Annotated in this window: 14 protein-coding genes and 2 rRNA genes (1 of these 16 running past the window's edge); 8 read left to right on the top strand and 8 right to left on the bottom strand. The window is 44.8% G+C overall.

What is annotated here, in order from left to right:
• Both FXO21_RS10890 and rrf read left to right on the top strand, forming a co-directional pair.
• Positions 1-1,245 (top strand): 23S ribosomal RNA (locus tag FXO21_RS10890) (it extends 1,576 nt beyond the left edge of the window).
• A 211-nt stretch (positions 1,246-1,456) separates the two neighbouring features.
• A 5S ribosomal RNA gene (rrf, locus tag FXO21_RS10885) occupies positions 1,457-1,568 on the top strand.
• A 397-nt stretch (positions 1,569-1,965) separates the two neighbouring features.
• Here rrf and dxs read toward each other — a convergent pair.
• The 4 genes from dxs to mutL form a co-directional block, all read right to left on the bottom strand.
• The gene (gene dxs, locus FXO21_RS10880; RefSeq protein ID WP_149640105.1) at positions 1,966-3,912 is read right to left on the bottom strand and encodes a 1-deoxy-D-xylulose-5-phosphate synthase; all 1,947 of its coding nucleotides are present in this window, start codon (positions 3,910-3,912) and stop codon (positions 1,966-1,968) included.
• A gap of 87 nt (positions 3,913-3,999) precedes the next feature.
• Positions 4,000-4,914, bottom strand: a complete 915-nt coding sequence (locus FXO21_RS10875; RefSeq protein WP_149640104.1) for a rhomboid family intramembrane serine protease — start codon at positions 4,912-4,914, stop codon at positions 4,000-4,002.
• An 8-nt stretch (positions 4,915-4,922) separates the two neighbouring features.
• Positions 4,923-5,708: a rhomboid family intramembrane serine protease gene (locus tag FXO21_RS10870; protein WP_149640103.1), complete on the bottom strand. Its 786-nt coding sequence runs from the start codon at positions 5,706-5,708 to the stop codon at positions 4,923-4,925.
• A gap of 57 nt (positions 5,709-5,765) precedes the next feature.
• Entirely contained in the window at positions 5,766-7,652 is a 1,887-nt protein-coding gene (gene mutL, locus FXO21_RS10865; RefSeq protein WP_149640102.1) for a DNA mismatch repair endonuclease MutL, read from the bottom strand.
• Positions 7,653-7,890: 238 nt separating this feature from the next.
• Between mutL and FXO21_RS28750 the strand changes: the two genes are divergently transcribed.
• Positions 7,891-8,055 (top strand): hypothetical protein, encoded by a 165-nt coding sequence (locus FXO21_RS28750; RefSeq protein WP_192579203.1) that lies wholly within the window; start codon positions 7,891-7,893, stop codon positions 8,053-8,055.
• Between the two features lie 94 nt (positions 8,056-8,149).
• On the opposite strand, the gene nagB is transcribed toward FXO21_RS28750, so the two are convergent.
• Entirely contained in the window at positions 8,150-10,090 is a 1,941-nt protein-coding gene (nagB, locus tag FXO21_RS10860) for a glucosamine-6-phosphate deaminase (protein WP_149643453.1), read from the bottom strand.
• Between the two features lie 330 nt (positions 10,091-10,420).
• Here nagB and glyA point away from each other — a divergent pair, with 330 nt between their 5' ends.
• The 5 genes from glyA to serS all read left to right on the top strand — a co-directional run bounded on the left by glyA (position 10,421) and on the right by serS (position 16,042).
• Positions 10,421-11,725 carry a serine hydroxymethyltransferase gene (glyA, locus tag FXO21_RS10855; RefSeq protein WP_149640101.1) on the top strand — a complete coding sequence of 435 codons (1,305 nt, stop codon included), beginning with the start codon at positions 10,421-10,423 and terminating at the stop codon, positions 11,723-11,725.
• A gap of 227 nt (positions 11,726-11,952) precedes the next feature.
• Positions 11,953-12,654: a tetratricopeptide repeat protein gene (locus tag FXO21_RS10850; RefSeq protein WP_149640100.1), complete on the top strand. Its 702-nt coding sequence runs from the start codon at positions 11,953-11,955 to the stop codon at positions 12,652-12,654.
• Positions 12,655-12,752: 98 nt separating this feature from the next.
• Positions 12,753-13,271: a 6,7-dimethyl-8-ribityllumazine synthase gene (gene ribH, locus FXO21_RS10845; protein WP_149640099.1), complete on the top strand. Its 519-nt coding sequence runs from the start codon at positions 12,753-12,755 to the stop codon at positions 13,269-13,271.
• A 63-nt stretch (positions 13,272-13,334) separates the two neighbouring features.
• The gene (locus FXO21_RS10840) at positions 13,335-14,693 is read left to right on the top strand and encodes an aspartate kinase (protein ID WP_149640098.1); all 1,359 of its coding nucleotides are present in this window, start codon (positions 13,335-13,337) and stop codon (positions 14,691-14,693) included.
• 56 nt (positions 14,694-14,749) lie between these two features.
• Positions 14,750-16,042: a serine--tRNA ligase gene (gene serS / locus FXO21_RS10835; RefSeq protein WP_149640097.1), complete on the top strand. Its 1,293-nt coding sequence runs from the start codon at positions 14,750-14,752 to the stop codon at positions 16,040-16,042.
• Between the two features lie 28 nt (positions 16,043-16,070).
• On the opposite strand, the gene FXO21_RS10830 is transcribed toward serS, so the two are convergent.
• From FXO21_RS10830 to FXO21_RS10820, 3 genes are all read right to left on the bottom strand, one after another.
• The gene (locus FXO21_RS10830; RefSeq protein WP_149640096.1) at positions 16,071-17,414 is read right to left on the bottom strand and encodes a MutS-related protein; all 1,344 of its coding nucleotides are present in this window, start codon (positions 17,412-17,414) and stop codon (positions 16,071-16,073) included.
• A 61-nt stretch (positions 17,415-17,475) separates the two neighbouring features.
• Entirely contained in the window at positions 17,476-18,717 is a 1,242-nt protein-coding gene (locus tag FXO21_RS10825) for a hypothetical protein (protein WP_149640095.1), read from the bottom strand.
• Positions 18,714-19,985 carry a hypothetical protein gene (locus FXO21_RS10820; RefSeq protein WP_149640094.1) on the bottom strand — a complete coding sequence of 424 codons (1,272 nt, stop codon included), beginning with the start codon at positions 19,983-19,985 and terminating at the stop codon, positions 18,714-18,716. The genes FXO21_RS10825 and FXO21_RS10820 overlap by 4 nt, the downstream gene beginning before the upstream one ends.
• Positions 19,986-20,022: the final 37 nt, after the last annotated feature.

Raw genomic sequence — 20,022 nt, 5'->3', positions numbered from 1 at the left:
ACCGACACAGGTAGTCGAGAAGAATATTCTAAGGTGCTCGAGTGAATCACGGCTAAGGAACTCGGCAAATTAACCCTGTAACTTCGGGAGAAGGGGAGCCTCCTCTGCAAAGAGAGGCCGCAGAGAAATGGCCCAGGCGACTGTTTAGCAAAAACACAGGGCTCTGCCAAAACGAAAGTTGACGTATAGGGCCTGACACCTGCCCGGTGCTGGAAGGTTAAGAGGGGATGTCATCGCAAGAGAAGCATTGAATCGAAGCCCCAGTAAACGGCGGCCGTAACTATAACGGTCCTAAGGTAGCGAAATTCCTTGTCGGGTAAGTTCCGACCTGCACGAATGGTGTAACGATCTGGGCACTGTCTCGGCCGTGAGCTCGGTGAAATTGTAGTAGCGGTGAAGATGCCGCTTACCCGCCACGGGACGGAAAGACCCCGTGCACCTTTACTATAGCTTTGCATTGTTTTCGGGTCAGGGATGTGTAGGATAGGTGGGAGGCTGTGAGCCGGTGTCGCCAGGCATCGGGGAGCCAACGTTGAAATACCACCCTTCGCTGGCCTGGGATCTAACTGCTCTAAGAGCAGGACCGTGCATGGTGGGTAGTTTGACTGGGGTGGTCGCCTCCAAAAGTGTAACGGAGGCTTCCAAAGGTCTGCTCAACACGCTTGGTAACCGTGTGTGGAGTGCAATAGTACAAGCAGGCTTGACTGTGAGACCGACGGGTCGAGCAGGTGGGAAACCAGGGTATAGTGATCCGGTGGTTCTGTATGGAAGGGCCATCGCTCAAAGGATAAAAGGTACGCCGGGGATAACAGGCTGATCTCCCCCAAGAGCTCACATCGACGGGGAGGTTTGGCACCTCGATGTCGGCTCGTCACATCCTGGGGCTGGAGAAGGTCCCAAGGGTTCGGCTGTTCGCCGATTAAAGTGGCACGCGAGCTGGGTTCAGAACGTCGTGAGACAGTTCGGTCCCTATCTGTGGTGGGCGTAGGAAGATTGACGGGGGCTGCCTTTAGTACGAGAGGACCGAGGTGGACCCACCGCTGGTGAACCGGTTGTCCCGCCAGGGGCATGGCCGGGTAGCTATGTGGGGAATAGATAAGCGCTGAAAGCATCTAAGTGCGAAACTAGCCCGAAGATGAATCTTCCACATAAGGGTCGTTGTAGACTACGACGTTGATAGGCTGCAGGTATACGTGTAGAAATACATTCAGCCGAGCAGTACTAATTACCCAACAGCTTGCACATTTAACCTTCTTTTTTTACTCTTCTACTTCCAATATGACATGAAATTCAATGTTGAATGCCTCAATGAATGAATGAGTGAATATTATTCAGTCATTCACACATTCAATCATTCAAAATTGAAATACTCAAAGACCTTGTTGGTGACTATTGGTTGGGCTGGGGTCGCATTCGACTTCACTTCTTCCTTAGCACGGAATCAACAAAAGAGCTTGTTGGTGACTATTGGCCTGGTGTTCACCTCTTCCCATCCCGAACAGAGAAGTTAAGCCCAGGACCGCCGATGATACTTGGATCAAACCTGGTAAAGTAGGTAGTCGCCACAATACCATCAGAAAGACCATCTCAAAAGGATGGTCTTTTTTTGTGCCTGACCCCATCGTGTCCACCTCTCCGAATCCCGGCTACGCGTCCCCCAACAAAGAAGTTAAGCGGGGCTGCCTAAGCCGGGGGCGCCTGGCCCGGGACCGCCGATGGTACCGGCAGACGCCCTCTTGGCCCAACACCTGGTAAACCAGGCGGGACGCGTAGCCGGGTCGCCAAAATACTATCAGAAAGACCATCTCAAAAGGATGGCTTATATGCGTTCAAAGCTAATACCTCCGTTGACAACAACGGCTGCGAATCTCAACTCGGCCTTTGTTAAGGATTAACTTGGGTAAAAAACAGAAAAAGGGTACCTCCATCCGATACCCTCTCTCCATAATATCTACAAAACTTGGTTTAGTCAACAAGAGTAATTTTTGACCGAGAAGAACTATTCACCAAATCCTTTATTGAAATAGCAATTCCAGACGCATCCATTCCACATTCATGATATAATTCCTGCGGTTCCCCGTGTTCGATAATTGCATCTGGCACTCCAATTCGCTTGACAAGACTAGAATATTCATTGTCTACCATAAATTCAAGCACAGCGCTTCCAAAACCACCTTGCAGGCATCCATCCTCCAAAGTAACAATGCGATCATATGAAGCAAAAATATCGTGCAAAAGCGGCTCATCAAGTGGCTTTGCAAAACGCATGTCATAAAGTGCAACCGAAATTCCTTGCTGGTCTAATAAATCACATGCTTGACTTGCAAAATTTCCCAGCGGCCCAAATGACAATATAGCAACGTCTTTGCCTGGTCGTATCATTCTGCCACGCCCAATCTCAATTTCTTCAAATGTCGTTTTCCATTGGGGCATCACACCTATTCCTCTTGGATAGCGAATAGTCATAGCGTGCTTACCTGACTGAAAAGAGCTTAATTGAGCCGTATACATCATGTTACGAAGCTCTTGCTCGTTCATCGGCGATGCGACTATCATATTTGGTATACAACGCATGTAGGCAATGTCGTATACGCCATGATGCGTAGGTCCATCCGCCCCAACAAGCCCTGCCCTGTCAAGGCAAAATATCACAGGCAGTTCTTGGATACAAACATCATGGACCACCTGGTCGTAGGATCTTTGCATAAATGTGGAGTAGATATTACAAAATACAATTTCCCCCCGGGTAGCCATGCCAGCTGAAAATGTCACCGCATGCTGCTCAGCAATGCCAACGTCAAAAGCACGCTCAGGTATCTCGCTCATCATGATATTCAACGAAGAACCAGAGGGCATTGCCGGAGTTATTCCAACAATTTTTTTGTTTTCTTTGGCAAGCTCAACAATAGTATGTCCAAAAACATCCTGATACTTTGGCGCTTGCGGTGTGTCAAATGTTTTTTTCTTGATTTCCCCTGTTATCTTATCAAAAATCCCTGGTGCGTGCCATTTGGTCTGATCCTTTTCAGCTGGACCATAGCCCTTTCCTTTTACAGTAAGGCAATGTAAAAGTTTTGGACCGGGAATGCTTTTAAGATCGCTTAAAACCTCAGTTAAATGGCTAATGTCATTTCCGTCAATTGGACCGAAATACCGAAGACCAAGTGATTCGAAAAGATTACTCTGGCGCAGAATAGCAGTTTTCATCACAGTCTCTACTTTCGAGACTATTTCCTGCGCACTTTTGCCGAAATGGCTCATTTTGCCAAGCAGGTTCCAAACCTCGTCTCTAAACTTGTTGTACGTTTGAGAGGTAGTGATGTCTGTCAGATATTCTTTCAGAGCTCCCACATTCGGGTCTATGGCCATGCAATTATCATTTAAGATGATCAGCAGATTTGAGTCAGTGGAGCCTGCATGGTTCATTCCTTCGAATGCTAATCCGGCGGTCATAGCACCATCTCCAATAACGGCAATGTGCTGGCGCTCGTGATTATTTTCCAATTTAGACGCAACAGCCATGCCAAGGGCCGACGAGATCGATGTGGATGAATGCCCAACACCAAATGCATCGTAAATGCTTTCCTTTCTTTTCGGAAACCCGGCAAGTCCGCCGTAAGTCCTGTTGGAATGAAAGGTATCTCTTCTTCCGGTCAGAATTTTATGGCCGTATGCCTGATGTCCCACGTCCCAAACAATTTGATCGTCAGGAGTATTAAAAACGTAATGCAGGGCAACGCTCAATTCTACAACTCCAAGACTAGCTCCGAAATGACCTCCATATACAGAAACATTGTCAATAATGAATTGTCTTAGCTCACTGCATACATTGGGAAGCTGAGAAATGTCCAGTTTACGTAAGTCTTCCGGACTATCGATTTTAGCTAACAATTTGCCAGGAGTTATAAGCATATGGCGGTATTAAGATAAGATTTTCAGCAATTTTTGGTATCCAATTAATCAACGAAATTACAAAAATCGCTGCTAAATCTGACCACGTTATTTCTGCTGACTGGCTTTAAACAACTTTTGCTTCTCTTCCTTGGTTAGACTTTCATATCCCGATTTTGAGATTTTATCCAAAATCGTGTCAATTTCCATCTGGTCAGGCATTTCTATTGTACCCGATGACGATGATGAATATACACTCGTACTGCGATATACCTGCCTTTCACGATAAGTAACCTGCATTGCCGGGCGTTTCCTGAACAGTCTCGACCAGCCCGACATTATTGCATAAATGGGTTTGCCCAGATCGGTCCCACTTTGCAAAAGCTTGATAAACAAGTATCCTACAAATGCACCACCTAAATGAGCAAGGTTACCGCCAGCATTCGGTCCGACTGTCTGAGCAAGAGAAAGAATGATATAAAAAAGAGCTATAAATTTGATTCGTATCGGACCAAGAAATATCAGATTGAATGTGTAATTAGGCAGAAGCGTTGACGCGCCAACGGCAACTGAAAATGCTGCAGCGGAAGCCCCTAGCATCCTGGAACCTTCAACGTGGGCCTGAAAGTAAGGCAGGATATTATACAAAACCATATAAATCAGTCCGCCGGCAATTCCGCCGAGCATATACAAGGCTATGACACGTTTAGCACCCAGATATTCATCCACAAGCTTGCCAAACCAATACAGGAACAGCATATTGAAGAGAATATGGAAAATGTCATCGTGTGTAAAAAAGTAGGTAATAAGTGTCCAGGGCTTGTAAATGAATTCACTCGTGGCAGCAGGAAGCTGTACGGAATTGATAATCAGCTGGTATATACCTGAACTTTGAGAAAGGGTCAGAATAATTTTTGAAAGCAGTAATACAAGAAAAACTGCAGTGTTGATCAAAATTATTTTTACGAGTGCATTCTCAGATTTAGCGAATTCGCGTTTTATATCGTCAACAATATTGCTCATCTTCTGTCTTAATAGAAATTTGTTTTTTGCGTGCCCCAGTAACGCAGTAAAATATATGCAAATAGCATTCCTCCGATATGGGCGAAATGCGCTACGTTGTCCGATTGAGCATTCTGAATACCGGAATACAATTCATACAATCCGTAAAAGGTCACAAAATATTTGGCCTTTATAGGAAACGGTACAAACAACAGAAAGAGCTCAGTGTTTGGAAACAATAAACCAAACGCCATCAGAATGCCGAAAATTGCACCAGATGCCCCTACCATAGGCGTACTGATCAAACGCTCATAGTAGATATTAACAAAATTAATGCTATCCTGAATATAGCGGGAATCGGTCGGATTCTCTTCAAATTTATTTAAAAAATTAAGGGTCGATTCGTAAATGCCTTTCGCATGTTTGCTCATGAAATCCGCCAGGGCATCGGGTGTAGGATTTTGTGTAAATATCTCAACAGCCTGCCTTACCTGAGTGTTCTCAAAATAATCAATTCCTGAGAAAAGCAGTCCAGCACCTATTCCTGTAAAAAAGTAGAAAAACAAAAATCGCTTCGGTCCCCACATGCGCTCCAAAAGTGGCCCAAACATGAACAAACCAAACATATTGCTAAACAAATGCCCCAGGCTTCCATGTAGAAACATATATGTTACAAACTGATAGGGCATAAATTCGGGTGACAAAAGCGACCTCAGGGCGAAGTTGTTACTGAGATTGAGGAAGCTTGAATCAACCAGATAGAACAGGATATTCAGTATCAGTAAGTTTCTAACAGTGGGGGTTATGGATAACATATATATTTCTTATTCAAATTTTTATTTTTAGAACGGCTTCTGTCCGTTTTTTGGTTCCTAGCTTTTGAATATGCTCGTAAGCTTATCCATTGTAAGCAGTACAATGATAGCTTCTCCTCCGGGAGTCCGGTTAGGATCTGTCGATGCGAACAGCTGGTCAATAAGCGTGTGAATTTCTACAAAAGACAGTTTAACAGCATAGCGAACCGAAAACCGCCTCGCAAGTGACCGTGAAAGACTTTCCGGTTTATTGAGCTTCAGATCAGAATAACTCTGCTTTAATTGTTCAATCAGTTCCTCGAAAAGGTCTTGCTCACGCTCTTCCGGCAGATCAGCAGGAATGCCTCTGATAATTAGCTCATTTTGACCAAATTCATCGAATTCAAATCCGAGGCTATGTATTTCCTTTTTAGTTTCCTTCACAAGCTGCATGTCAGAATGTGTAAGCCTTATCCGCTTTGGGAAAAGTAGTTGCTGGCAGGCGCCACTTCTGTTGATCAGCATCTTACGATACCTTTCGTACAATATCCTTTCGTAAGCCGCTTTCTGATCAATGAGCATTATGCCATCTTTTACCTGAGAAAGGATGTACCGGTTATGTAGTTGAAAGAGAACGGCGTCGCTTTCAGGAGCTGCGATGACTTCCGATGCCATTCGGTTGACCTTGCTCGCCACTGTTTTGGATTCTTCCTGGTAAGCCGGGCGCGACACGGTTACCGGACTTACATCGAATGCGGCCAGTTCGCTGCCCCTATCTTCTGTATTCTGAAGCCCTTCAAACAATTTACTCCAACTGGTCAAGTTTGACTTGGAGGGCCCGTTTCCCGCTTTTTTGGACTGTGCAGCCCAGTCTGGCATGACCGTTCTCGGAATGAAACTCTGACCGGGATCAGATATACCCTGGTTGAAAAAGTTTACATTATCATCAAAATCGATTGACTGTGAGAAATTATACATGCCCACAGCCTTTTTGACAGCCGCCATCACAATTGCATATACCGATTTTTCGTCATCAAATTTTATCTCTGTCTTGGTAGGATGGATATTGATATCAATATGCGAAGGATCAATTTCAAGGAATAGTACGTAAAATGGATGGCTCCCGTCCGGGATCGTTCCGTCGAAAGCGCTTATTACGGCGTGATGGAGATAACTATGTTTAATGAAGCGGTCATTTACGAAAAAAAACTGTTCGCCGCGTGTTTTTCTGGCGAATTCCGGCTTGCCGATATATCCGCGCACACTTACATAGGATGTCTCTTCCTGACAGGAGGCCAATTGTTCCCGATAACTTTTCCCGTAAATGTCAACAATCCGGCGCACAAGCTTGGCCGGTGGCAGGTTAAATACCTCAGTATCGTTATGATGTAGCGTAAAACTGACCTCGGGATGTGCCAACGCCACGCGTTGAAATTCATCAAGCACGTGACGCATTTCAACCGAATTTGATTTGAGAAAATTTCTCCGCGCAGGTACGTTGAAAAAAAGGTTTTTAACCGAAAGACTGGTTCCCTTTACGGCCGCTACGCTTTCCTGGGTTTTGATTTCAGAACCATCGATACGAATCAGGGTTCCAAGCTCTTCGCCTTCCTGTCTGGTTCGCAATTCAACCTGTGCAACTGCTGCGATAGATGCAAGTGCTTCACCGCGAAAACCCATTGTCCGAATACGGAATAAATCCTCTGATTTCCGGATTTTTGATGTTGCGTGCCGCTCAAAAGACATTCTGGCATCGGTGATCGACATACCTGAACCATTGTCGATGATCTGTATCAAAGTTCTTCCGGCTTCTCTGAGTACCACCTGAATTACAGTAGCGTGCGCGTCGATTGCATTTTCAAGAAGTTCTTTAACCACGGATGCCGGTCTTTGCACAACCTCTCCAGCTGCAATTTGATTTGCGATAGAATCAGGTAACAGTTGTATAATGTCGGGAGACGGCATATGCGGGAAGAATTATTTATACTTAACAAATAAACAAAAATTTTCGCAACCGGTTCTTTCGAAATCTGCAGTTACAGGATTCACAGCAACGGTCGTAACATTATGATATTTGAGAATAATTATATATTTTGTTGAAATTTTGAACAATTTTAGAACGTTTCCTTGCTAAGACGTTGTTTAGTAGAAGTAATTTGTATAAATTGAGAAACTAAACTCTGAGGTATTAACCGATCCTGATATGAAAGCACCAATTTTCAAAAGATTCAATTTTACAATGGCGTTGCAATGGCTCATATTCCTGCCTGTAATTCTGCCGCTATGTATTGTATTTGGCGCTTTTCAGGGTATTATGACTATGGTAGAGAAAATGGCGCAAAGAATGTGGATGGATATGGAATTGTAGAATAGATTCGAGAATGTAGAAGTTCCCAATATAATTAAGGTATAAAAAAGAAGAGCCCGGATAACCGGGCTCTTCTTTTTTGCTATTGTTTGTATTAGAATTTCCACCTTACAAATGCTTCCATAGCTTCATATTCGGCAAGACCAAGAGAGTCGTACAAATGAGCGGTACCGCGGTTACGCTCTTCGGCTCTCTGCCAAAATTCTCTCGAATCTTCGCCCTGGAAAACTACGCCGTCTTTTTGTGACTGGTGTTTAAATATTCCCTGACGCTTCTTCAATACCTGATCAGGGCTCATCGGAACAGCCATTTCAATTTCATAGATATCCCATTCAGCCCAGGCGCCTCGATACAACCATACCCAACAATCTTTCATGAAATTCTTATGTTTCGAACGGTGCAATGCGGCTTCGATAGCGTCCCAGCAAACCTTATGCGTTCCGTGCGGATCGGCAAAATCGCCTGCTGCATAAATTTGGTGCGGTTTGATTTCTTCGATCAGATTTTCAATGATCTTGATATCTTCCTCTCCGATCGGTTTTTTCTGGACAGTACCCGTTTCGTAAAAAGGCATATCAAGGAAGTGTGCCTGACTGGTAGGGATCCCAACAAACCGGCACGTCGCCTTAGCCTCTCCTCTTCTCAACAGACCCTTTACCTTGCGTATTTCAGGTGTGTCGATCTCACTGTCTTTTGTGTGTTTAAGGAAATTTTTAGCGTCGAGGAACAGTTGGTTCGCATCCGGGCTGTCAATTCCAAACCCAGTGTTAAAATCTACAACGAAATCAATAAAACGGAGCGCTTCATCATCAGCCACTGCAATGTTTCCTGACGTTTGGTAAGCCACATGCACTTCATGGCCCTGATCCACAAGTCTTTGGAAAGTACCTCCCATTGAAATAATATCGTCATCCGGGTGCGGACTGAAAATCAGGACGCGCTTTTTCTTGGGCTGTGCACGCTCTGGCCGGTAAGTATCGTCTGCGTTTGGTTTTCCTCCCGGCCAGCCGGTAATGGTGTGCTGGAGCTGGTTAAAGACATTGATATTGATTTCGTAACCTGCGCCATATTGAGCGAGCAAATCACTCATACCATTATCATTATAATCTTTATCAGTTAGTTTTAGAATTGGCTTATTGAGGATTTTCGAAAGGTGGGTCACAGCTTTCTTAATCATTTTATTATCCCAGATAACCGAGTCAACGGCCCAGGGGGTTTTGATGCGGGTGAGCTCTGAGGCAGCACTTTCATCCAGCACGAAGGAAACGTCCGGGTGCGCCTGCAAATAAGATGCGGGGTTAAGTTCGGTAACCGGTCCTTCTACAGCGCCTCTGATCACAGAAGCTTTTCTTTCACCCCAGGCAAGCAATACTATACGACGCGCATTCAGGATCGGCGCAACACCGAGGGTGATTGCTTTACGGGGCACGTTGTGAAGCCCGCCAAATTCCATGCCCGCGGCTACCCTTGTCGAGTGGTCGAGCGTAATCAGCCGCGTGCGGGAGTTGATGAGCGAACCAGGCTCATTGAAACCAATATGCCCGTTTCCACCAATTCCAAGTAACTGAAAATCCAGCCCGCCTACGGCATGGATCTTATTTTCATAAGAAGTGCAGTAATCGCGTAATAAAGCGGCCGGCACGGTACCGTCGGGCAAAAAGTAATTTTCCTTAGCAATATCAACATGGTCAAAAAGCTGCTCTTTCATGAACCTGTGGTAACTATAAATAGAGTCGGGCTCCATTTGATAGTACTCGTCGAGGTTGAAAGAGATCACATTTTTAAAGCTAAGCCCTTCCTCCCTGTGCATCTTCACCAGCAATGCATATACCGTCTTAGGAGAAGATCCGGTTGCAAGTCCGAGGACACAAGGCTTCCCTTCTTTCTGCTTTTGACGGATCAGATCAGCGATTTCCTTTGCTACTGCGTAAGATGCCTCCTTTGAATCTGCAAAAATCTGGGTAGGGATTTTTTCATAGGTGATTGGCTGGCCTATCGTGCCATTTGTACCTTTTCCGTTGTTGGAAGCTTGCATCAGTATGGTCTGGGGGCTTACCGTTTGTTGGCTCATGTTTCCTTGTTTTATATTGTAAGAGTTTTAGAATAGATAGTGGAATTTACATCATTTTCGTGGAAGTGCACGACCACGCATCAATATTTGAGCACAAAACTACGATACAAAAACAATATTCTTAAAATAATTTAAAAACAACTTTTACATAAAAATACTGCTTTAAAGTAAATAGAGGCTAATCATAAATGCAGTAGGCTCAGCGAAAACATAAAGTAAGTCTTATTATTTCATTCCGAAAGAAATGATCGTATTTTTGCGGCATCTTTCAGTCCATATCATAAAAATACACTCATGTCTACCATCACCAGCGTTGAACGTGACACCACCATTTTCGATCTGATCAACAGAGAGAAATATCGTCAGGAATCCGGTATTGAGCTTATAGCTTCTGAAAACTTTACTTCCCGTCAGGTGATGGAGGCTTCCGGCAGCGTTTTGACCAACAAATATGCCGAAGGTCTGCCAGGCAAACGTTACTATGGTGGATGCGAAGTGGTAGACGAGATCGAGCAGATCGCGATCGATCGGCTGAAAGAGCTTTTTGGCGCTACCTGGGCAAATGTGCAGCCGCATTCCGGCGCACAGGCTAACACAGCGGTATTTCTTGCTTGTTTGAATCCGGGTGACAAAATTATGGGTTTCAATCTGGCGCACGGAGGTCACCTTACGCATGGTTCGCCAGTGAATATTTCAGGTAAATATTTCCAGCCGATTTTTTACGGTGTAGAAGCGGAAACCGGTTTGATCAACTGGGATAAAGTAGAGGAAACCGCTTTGAAGGAGCGCCCGAAACTTTTAATCTGCGGTGCTTCTGCGTACAGCCGCGACTGGGATTATGAGCGTCTGAGAAATATCGCTGACCAGATCGGCGCACTTTTAATGGCAGATATCGCACACCCTGCGGGCCTAATTGCAAAAGGGCTTTTGAAAGATCCGTTTGATCACTGCCACATTGTAACAACCACTACACACAAGACCCTGCGCGGACCAAGAGGCGGCGTGATCATGATGCGGAATGATTTTGAAAATCCATTTGGAATCAAGACGCCGAAAGGCCAACTGAGAACAATGTCCTCACTATTGGACTCAGGTGTTTTTCCTGGTACGCAGGGAGGTCCTTTGGAGCATATCATTGCAGCGAAAGCAGTTGCATTTGGTGAGGCGTTGAGCGAAGGATATTACAATTATGCAACGCAGGTCACGAAAAATGCGCAGGCAATGGCCAAGGCATTTGTTGAAAAGGGATACCGGATTATTTCCGGCGGAACGGACAATCACCTGATGCTGATCGATTTGCGGACCAAAAACGGAATCGAATCGGGGCTCACAGGTAAGCTGGCTGAGAATACATTGATTAAAGCGGATATTACCATTAATAAGAATATGGTGCCGTTTGATGACAAATCTCCGATGGTAACTTCGGGTATCCGTGTGGGAACGGCAGCAATGACTACCCGTGGTCTTGTTGAGTCGGATATGGAGCGCATTGTCGACCTTCTTGATACCGTATTGGTCAACCATGATAATGAACAAAAAATAGCAGCTGTAAAAGGCGAAGTGAACAACTGGATGAAGCAATTTCCTTTGTACAGCTAGTCATTAAATATTTAGGAGAGGGCGTGGAAGTATCCGTACTTTCACGCTTTTTTATTTTCGGTATAACCCGCTTTCTATAAATTCATTGTCATGTTTTGTGCGGGAAAGTTAGCGGGGAGCCGATAGATGCTATTTCCGGGCAGATCTAATGCAAAGAATTGTACAATAACTTGTTTTGACTTAACAAAGTTTTCATAACTTTGCACTCCAAAATTGAATTAATTAATATGAGCAAGAAAAACGCGGGTGAGGCTGGGCTGGAAATAATTGAAACTCCGGAAGCTTTAGCCGGCCAGATTAATAAGGCAGAGGCTTTTTTCATCAAAAACCGCAAAATCGTTTTAGGTATCGGTGGAGCAATATTGGTCGCAATCATCGGCTTTGCGGGATATCGTTTTTATATCGACGGTCAGGAAGGAACAGCCCAAAACGCGCTTGCAAGTGTTGTATATGATTTCGAAGCCGATTCTTTGCAAAAAGCATTGAACGGAAGTGGTGGAAACGAAGGCCTTCTGTCTATCGCTGACAGCTATAAAGGAACAGATGCGAGTAACCTTGCTAATTTTTATGCTGGTGTTGCATTGCTGAAGCAGGGAAAATATGACGATGCGATCAGTCACCTGCAATCTTTCAGTTCTTCAGATCTGCTGATCCATGCCCGTGCCCAGTCCCTGATTGGCGACGCCTACCTTGAAAAAAACCAGCCGGCTGATGCGATTTCTTTCTATCAAAAAGCTGCCGATTATGAAAAGAACGAGTACTTCACGCCAGTTTACCTGATGAAACTTGCACTTGCTCAGGAAAAGGCCAGTAAACCTGGTGATGCTGTGACCACATATAAACGTGTTATCGACGAATTCCCTCTTTCCTCGGAAGTAGTGAATGCCAAGAAATACATGGGATTATTAGAAGGACAGGTCGGCAAATAATGGTTAACCATTCTGTTCTGCAAAAGGATAAAGCCGACCTGGTTTTATCCTTTTTTTATTCATTTCAAACCAGATTTTCACGATAACGTCAAATAGCAATGTCAAGTGCAGATAAAAATTTAAGTGTTTTCAAGACAGAGGACCTTCCTGATATTTCAAACAAGCGTTTCGCTATCCTGGTGGCGGAATGGAATACAGAAGTAACCGAAAAGCTTTTCGAAGGTGCTTATCAGACTTTAGTGGCATATGGAGCCAAAGCTGAAAACATTGAAAGAGGAAATGTGCCGGGCAGTTTTGAGCTTACACTGGGATCCCAATGGTTCGCACAGCGCGACGATATTGATGCTGTGATAGCACTGGGCGTAGTGATCCAGGGAGAGACAAAACACAATGACTACATTAATCACGCAGTTTCACAAGGTATAACCAATGTGAGTCTTAAAACAAACAAACCTGTCATATTTGGTGTGCTAACGCCCAATACCATGGAGCAGGCAGTAGACAGAGCTGGCGGCATTCACGGAAACAAAGGCGACGAAGCTGCTATGACGGCCATTAAAATGCTTGGGTTATATTCGCAGATAGCGCAAGGCATAGCGTATGGCAAGTATTTTTAAGATTTGCAAGCCCACATTCACTCATTCACTCATTCACTCATTCAAAATTCACAATTCAATACTATGCAAGTCTGGAAATTTGGCGGTACTTCGGTTGGGAAACCTGAGCGCATGCACTCTATCAGAGAACTTCTTAACAGTGATCCTAATCGCAAAATAGTTGTTCTGTCGGCGTTGTCGGGATCAACCAATGCATTGATCGCAATTGGAGAAGCTGTGAAGGCATTTGACGATTCGAAAGCCGCGGCGCTTATCGAAGATTTGAGAACGCATTACAGCCTTTTTATCAAGGAGCTGTATTCGACGCCGGAGGGCTTGCAGCAAGGACAGGAGATTGTCGATACCGAATTTGGGTACATCAAATCGCTGGTTGGGATTAAGCCTTTTACCATAAAGCAGGACAAAGAACTGGTTGCAGAAGGCGAAATATTGAGTACTAAAATGTTCCAGGCTTACCTGGAAGAAAAAGGAGACAGTTCGGTATTGCTATCGGCGTTGGATTTTATGCGTATTGATGCAGACGGAGAGCCTGAGATGGCAACCATTGAAGATATGCTAGTAACGATTTTGAATCAGTACGGAGACAAGCAGACGATCGTTACCCAGGGTTTCATATGCCGGAATCCGCGCGAAGAGGTTGACAATTTAAAGAGAGGCGGGTCCGATTACACAGCTTCTCTTATCGGTGGCGCCATCCGCGCAGATGAGATCCAGATTTGGACAGATATTGACGGAATGCATAACAATGACCCAAGAATAGTAAAACGCACATTTCCGATCCGGGAACTTACATTTGAGGAAGCTGCGGAGCTGGCTTATTTCGGAGCGAAAATCCTGCATCCAAGTACGATTACGCCTGCTAAGCTGAGAGGGGTTCCGGTTCGGTTGAAAAATACAATGCAGCCGGAAGCGCCAGGAACGCTGATTGCAAATCAGACTTCGGACAGAGAGATTAAAGCAATTGCTGCAAAGGATAACATTACAGCCATTTATATTCATTCAACCCGTATGCTGAATGCTTACGGCTTCCTTCGTAGGGTGTTTGAGGTATTTGAGAAATACAAGACACCGGTAGATATGATCACCACTTCGGAGGTGTCTGTGTCTGTAACGATTGACAATTCGGAGCATCTTGACAAGATCAGCGCGGATTTGCGTGAGTTTGCGGATTTGGAAGAGCATGATCGTGACCAGAATATCATCTGCATTGTTGGAAATTTCAGCGCGGATAAAGAAGGAATCGCATTAAAAGTGCTTGACGCTCTCAAACATATTCCTATACGAATGATTTCGTACGGCGCTTCCGAACATAACCTTTCCTTGCTCATTCACTCCAAATACAAGGCTGAGGCGTTGAATGTGCTGAATGAGCGCTTGTTTTATTATGAGGATGCAATGAAAGATATTTTCACCGCTCCCTGATCCAAAAGTTCTAAATCACTAAAAGTTGTTAGCTAGCAGCAGACAACAACATACAGATGTTACAGACCAATTTTATTCGTGAAAACAGGGATCTGACAATCGCTGGATTGACCAAAAAGCATTTCAGGGAAGCAGCCCAGGCAGTCGACCGCATTATTGACCTGGATAAAAAAAGGCGTGAGTTACAGCAGGAGCTGGACGAAGTTCTGGCGGCTTCCAACAATAAGGCGAAAGAAATAGGCGGCCTGATGAAGGCAGGAAAGCAAGGCGAAGCGGAAGAAGCGAAAGCTGTAACAGCAACCTTAAAAGAGCGGTCCCGGACTTTGGATGAAGAGCATAAGGCTATGGAAGCGACACTGCTGGAAGAACTCGTTAAGTTGCCTAATTTGCCCCATGAAAGTGTTCCGGAAGGCAGGACTGCCGAGGATAATGTGAATGTCCTGGAAGAAGGTGCAAAGCCTGCATTGCACCAGGGCGCATTGCCGCATTGGGAACTGATCAAAAAGCTCGGTAAAAATCAGGCTCCCATTATTGATTTTGAATTAGGTAATAAAATTACAGGCGCTGGATTTCCGGTTTATAAAGGTAAGGCGGCAAGGTTGCAGCGCGCGATGATATCATTCTTTTTGGATGAGGCCGGAAAAGCGGGTTACACAGAAGTGCAGCCCCCGATTGTGGTCAATGCGGATTCAGGATTTGCGACCGGGCAGCTTCCGGATAAGGAAGGCCAGATGTACCACGACGCGCAGGATGACCTTTATCTGATTCCTACTGCCGAGGTACCCGTTACCAATCTGTACCGTGACGTGATCGTTGCGGAATCAGAATTGCCAGTCAAGAATGTCGCATTCACGCCTTGTTTCCGGCGGGAAGCTGGTAGCTGGGGGGCGCACGTGCGGGGGCTTAACCGGTTGCATCAGTTCGATAAAGTAGAGATTGTCCAGATCAACAAACCCGAGGAGTCTTATAATGCTTTAAACGAAATGGTAGAGCATGTTAAGAGCTTGCTTGGGAAACTGGGGTTACCCTATCGGATATTGAGACTTTGTGGCGGGGATATGGGCTTTACTTCCGCGTTGACCTACGATTTCGAAGTATGGTCTGCCGGGCAGGAACGCTGGCTGGAATGCAGCTCTGTTTCTAATTTTGAAACATATCAGGCAAACAGGTTGAAATTGCGCTATAAGGGTGCGGATAAAAAAACGCAGTTGCTTCATACATTAAATGGCTCTGCACTAGCACTACCGCGTATTCTGGCAGCTTTGCTGGAAAACAACCAGCAGCCGGATGGAACGGTTAAGATACCGGGAGTACTTGTGCCTTACTGTGGTTTCGACACAATCGAATAGTATAGTCAAACAAGCGAATGAAGGGCTCTCAAAGATTTGGGAGCCTTTTTGCTTTGGTGAAAATGGATGTTAGTCCAACCGAATTCATGATCAGGCTGCCCACTTTTTCGTACGCAATGCCTTCTGCGATTTGATATGAATTCTTAAACTGATCGTCAAGTACAGTAGTTTTAAAGCATTTATTCGTGGCATATTCGGAGGCAAGGAAGTTTTCCGCCAGTTCCAGCAGGTGCGTGGAAATGAGAAAGCAGGAGCCTGGATACTTACAAAATCCGTCCAATACTGTCTTGGAACAATAAAAAGCGTCTTCCTGGTTAGTCCCTCTGAAAATTTCATCTACCAGTACCATACATCTCTCACCCAGCTGTAAAGCCTCTGCTATTTTCTTTACCTGAATCATTTCATTGTAAAAATGGCTGTAACCGGAAGTAAGGTCGTCGGTCAGGTGAAGTGATGTGAATAGCCTGTCGAAAAAAGGTAAACTCATACTGCCGGCGGGGACGGGTAACCCCAAATGAGCCAGGTAAACTGCCAGTCCGCAAGTTTTCAAAAATGTAGTCTTTCCACTGGTATTGGCACCGGTGATGATGCAAACACTCCTATTCAAATCAATTTTAATGCTATTGGCGACGCTGTTAGAGATCAGTGGATGTCGGATAGCCTCTGCTTTAAATTCGTGGCTGGCTTCGCTGAAATCGGGGAAAGTGAGGGAATGTTGTTCAGTTGTTTTGGCAACGGAACGGTAGGCATCGAAGCGATAGAAAATGTGCAGCAATTGGCGTAATACCTTTTCATTTGATACCCGGAAATAATAGTCAATACTGAAAATCTTTGTTTTGGAAATATCATTTTCAGATTGCTTTAAAAAGGAACGTATCGTTGGCTGTGAAATGAAATTTTCAATGAAACGAAAATCATCCCGAATTTCTTCCGGTATTTCCGCGCCGCGGGAATCAGCGAGCATTTGCCGCATGGCAAGCAGCATCCTCAATGTCGCCATTAATCCACTTTGTATGCGGTAAAATTCCTCCGGGCTTTTGATGAAATAGACCAAAGTATCTAACCAATGCATTACGGCATCCTGTGACAGGGAATGCGCGACGCTCAGCGAAGAATAACCCTCCACCGCCATGATATAAGACCTGTGAATATCGATCAGGCAGGTCCTGGGATTTTTTAGAATAGCCTTAATGAGATTTTGAAATGACTGTACCCCGGCAAACGTAGATTTGGGTTTTGACAAAAGGGATCTTAAGCAATCGCTTCCACCTTGTGTTGAGGTTTTATCGAAAAACTGAAAAACACTGAATGCACCCTTACGCTCAGCGATTATCTGAAGTTCATAAAGGGTATGCTGGTCAACTTGTTGCATTTGAAGGTATTCAATTCTCCAAATGTAAAAATGGCCGTTGTTTTCAACGCGTTAAAGAAAGTTAAACTTGTTGTTTTCGGGGAAATGCGAGCCAGATAAAATAGCCGGTTAATAGGACGATTGCAACTTGCATGGAATAGTCCAGCAATAGTTGGGACGAGGCTGTTGTGTCACCAGGGGTCATGTAACAAGGCATGCCCAGTCGCCACCAGAAGGAAGGATGGATGACGCAAATCAGATTGTAAATGAAAAAAAGCGTAACCTGCCATTGGTTTTTCCAGTCGAGCGTATAAAAAATCAGTGGTAACAGGAAAAGGAATATGTAATTGCTGTAAGCACTTTGCTGAACGATCATCATGGTGGCGTAAAGGATCACCCAGACTCTTGAAAGCATGATGCGAAAGTCGGAATGCCGCATACGCCAGGCGGCCAGGGTAGCCAGGCCAACAGAACAAACCAGCCCGATCCAATTCCAGAATTTTTCGCCCACGCCGATTTTATTGTAAAACCAGGGATTGATAATGGAGGGAATATTCGGAGCGCGCAGGGTTTGCGCCTCATCGAGTGGCTGCGTGAATTCCCAGCCCACAAGCGGATACAAGATAGCCAGCGAAGCAATGCCTACCAGAACCATTGGAACAAGAAATCTCAGTTTCTCTTTCTCCAATAAAAAAAGGGGCACGAGTATCAACACAAATATCGCTTTTGTCATCAACAAACCGATCGCAAGAATAAACGCATACCATTCAACTCGCAGCGTGCGTTCGCGTACCAGGTAGGCAAGTATCACAAACAGCCACATCCAAACGTCTTCCTGCGCGCCGACAATGCATAATATCAGTGAACCGGGTAACAAAAGGTAAATGATCGCAAGAAACAGAAATGCGCCTTTGGCATAAAAAGGCCGAAAAAAATGATAGCTGAGTAGCAATGCAACCCCGTCCATCGCTGCCATTGTGAGCACGATCATTTTGGCATTGAACCAAAATTTAAGCCAGATACCCAGAAAGTAAGGATACAATGGAGAATAAGGCGACCAGAAATCCCGGTAAACAACCTGCCCGAGCGAAGCTTTGCTGGCCTCGTCCCAGAAGCCATTCACATCAGAAGTCGGTTCCATACCGGCTACGATATAAATCGCGATGAAAGGGAGTAGCCTGAGTAGTATCCAGCTTACGAAAAGCGTCTTTTCCGCTGACTTCTTTTCCAGCCAACTGATCAGCGTGTTTTTGAAGAAGAGCAGAAAAACGATTACAAAAAGGCAAAGCAGGCCAATGCCTAATTTGGCTAAAACGATACTCATGCCAATGCGAGGTTTTCAGAAGGTGCGACCTTGCGATAGGTTTCCCGCAAAATCCACAGGAAACAAAGCACATTCAATATTTCAAGAATGTATTCGAACAAAAACGAAAGGTTGCCGAACATACCGAGAGAAGTGTACGCGGGCTGTTTGATATAAACCCACACAAAAGGCTGCACAACTGTAAGCCAGTTGAGCACCAGCAATACGACTACGTGAAAGGTTTTCCGAAGATCTATGATTTCAAAAATTACAGCCATTAAATAAGCAATCACATAAGCGCCCATCGCGCTGGCCTGAAATACCATCATACACACAAAGCAGGCTATGAAAATACTCGGTAAAACCTGATTAATGTGCCTGTGGCGTGCTTTGAACGCCATAAATACGGGTATGAAAACGGTGAACAGCAAACCAAACCAGTTAAGCAGACCTGAATTCTTAGCATCGATTTTGACAAGCAGCTCAATAAATGGGCGGCCCACCGAAAATAAGTTTGGAGTCATTAACTGTTCTGTGTGCCTGATCGGCATTAAAAACAGATCCCCTATTTGCCAATATAGAAATCCAACCACCGGCAAACCGATTGCTGCCATAACGATCAACATTTTCAGCGGTTTTTTAACTAAAACCAGTACCGCGGGAAGCAGCAATATAAATGTCACCTTAATAGTCAACAAAGCAATTGCGTACAGGATACCCAGCCCAATTTCATAGTTAACGGTTTGTTTTAAAGTATACCGCCACATCAGCAGCGCCGCGCCCCAGAACCACACTTCCTCCTGACCATCTACTAAAATGTACATAAAACCGGCAGGAAGCAGGTAATAGATCACAGAAAGCTGTAATGCGCGGGAAGAGCGGGATTTATAAGTTTGATAAGTAAGCCACAAAATGCCCGATTCCATCAAAACCATAAATAGTACGATCGCGCGCGCGTTATGCCAGAGCCAAACTGGTAAACTTATAATATAAGCATACAAAGGAGCATGGTAAGACCAAAAGTCCCGGTAAACAAAACCGCCCGCCTTTGCAGCAGTTGCTTTATAAAAAAAGAAAGGAATATCACCCCGGGGTTCTTCGTTGACAATTAAGAAAATACCTATCCAGGGCACAAGTCGAAAGAGCAGGAAACTGACTCCCAAGACCAGTTTATCATTGCCAGACTGCCAGCGTGAAAATAAATCGGACCTGGTGATTGTCCAGATAATTCCCAGTGTCAATCCAAGATTAATGAGGAGCTTAATGTAAAAAACGGTAAGAACAGGCATCGGCAATCTGTCGTAATCAGGGCGCAAACTTAAAACA

Source organism: Dyadobacter sp. UC 10 (assembly GCF_008369915.1).
GTDB lineage: Bacteria > Bacteroidota > Bacteroidia > Cytophagales > Spirosomataceae > Dyadobacter.
The sequence above is the reverse complement of the archived record's forward strand: the minus strand, read 5'-3'. Positions and strand labels throughout refer to the sequence as shown.

What these genes read in the sequence shown, in the direction of transcription:
- nagB (WP_149643453.1), bottom strand. Translation starts at nt 10,090, where the DNA reads ATGCAAGCTTCCAACAACGGAAAAGGTACAAATGGCACGATAGGCCAG.
- serS (WP_149640097.1), top strand. Translation starts at nt 14,750, where the DNA reads ATGTTACAGACCAATTTTATTCGTGAAAACAGGGATCTGACAATCGCT.
- ribH (WP_149640099.1), top strand. Translation starts at nt 12,753, where the DNA reads ATGTCAAGTGCAGATAAAAATTTAAGTGTTTTCAAGACAGAGGACCTT.
- FXO21_RS10850 (WP_149640100.1), top strand. Translation starts at nt 11,953, where the DNA reads ATGAGCAAGAAAAACGCGGGTGAGGCTGGGCTGGAAATAATTGAAACT.
- FXO21_RS28750 (WP_192579203.1), top strand. Translation starts at nt 7,891, where the DNA reads ATGAAAGCACCAATTTTCAAAAGATTCAATTTTACAATGGCGTTGCAA.
- mutL (WP_149640102.1), bottom strand. Translation starts at nt 7,652, where the DNA reads ATGCCGTCTCCCGACATTATACAACTGTTACCTGATTCTATCGCAAAT.
- FXO21_RS10830 (WP_149640096.1), bottom strand. Translation starts at nt 17,414, where the DNA reads ATGCAACAAGTTGACCAGCATACCCTTTATGAACTTCAGATAATCGCT.
- FXO21_RS10870 (WP_149640103.1), bottom strand. Translation starts at nt 5,708, where the DNA reads ATGTTATCCATAACCCCCACTGTTAGAAACTTACTGATACTGAATATC.
- FXO21_RS10825 (WP_149640095.1), bottom strand. Translation starts at nt 18,717, where the DNA reads ATGAGTATCGTTTTAGCCAAATTAGGCATTGGCCTGCTTTGCCTTTTT.
- glyA (WP_149640101.1), top strand. Translation starts at nt 10,421, where the DNA reads ATGTCTACCATCACCAGCGTTGAACGTGACACCACCATTTTCGATCTG.
- FXO21_RS10820 (WP_149640094.1), bottom strand. Translation starts at nt 19,985, where the DNA reads ATGCCTGTTCTTACCGTTTTTTACATTAAGCTCCTCATTAATCTTGGA.
- dxs (WP_149640105.1), bottom strand. Translation starts at nt 3,912, where the DNA reads ATGCTTATAACTCCTGGCAAATTGTTAGCTAAAATCGATAGTCCGGAA.
- FXO21_RS10875 (WP_149640104.1), bottom strand. Translation starts at nt 4,914, where the DNA reads ATGAGCAATATTGTTGACGATATAAAACGCGAATTCGCTAAATCTGAG.
- FXO21_RS10840 (WP_149640098.1), top strand. Translation starts at nt 13,335, where the DNA reads ATGCAAGTCTGGAAATTTGGCGGTACTTCGGTTGGGAAACCTGAGCGC.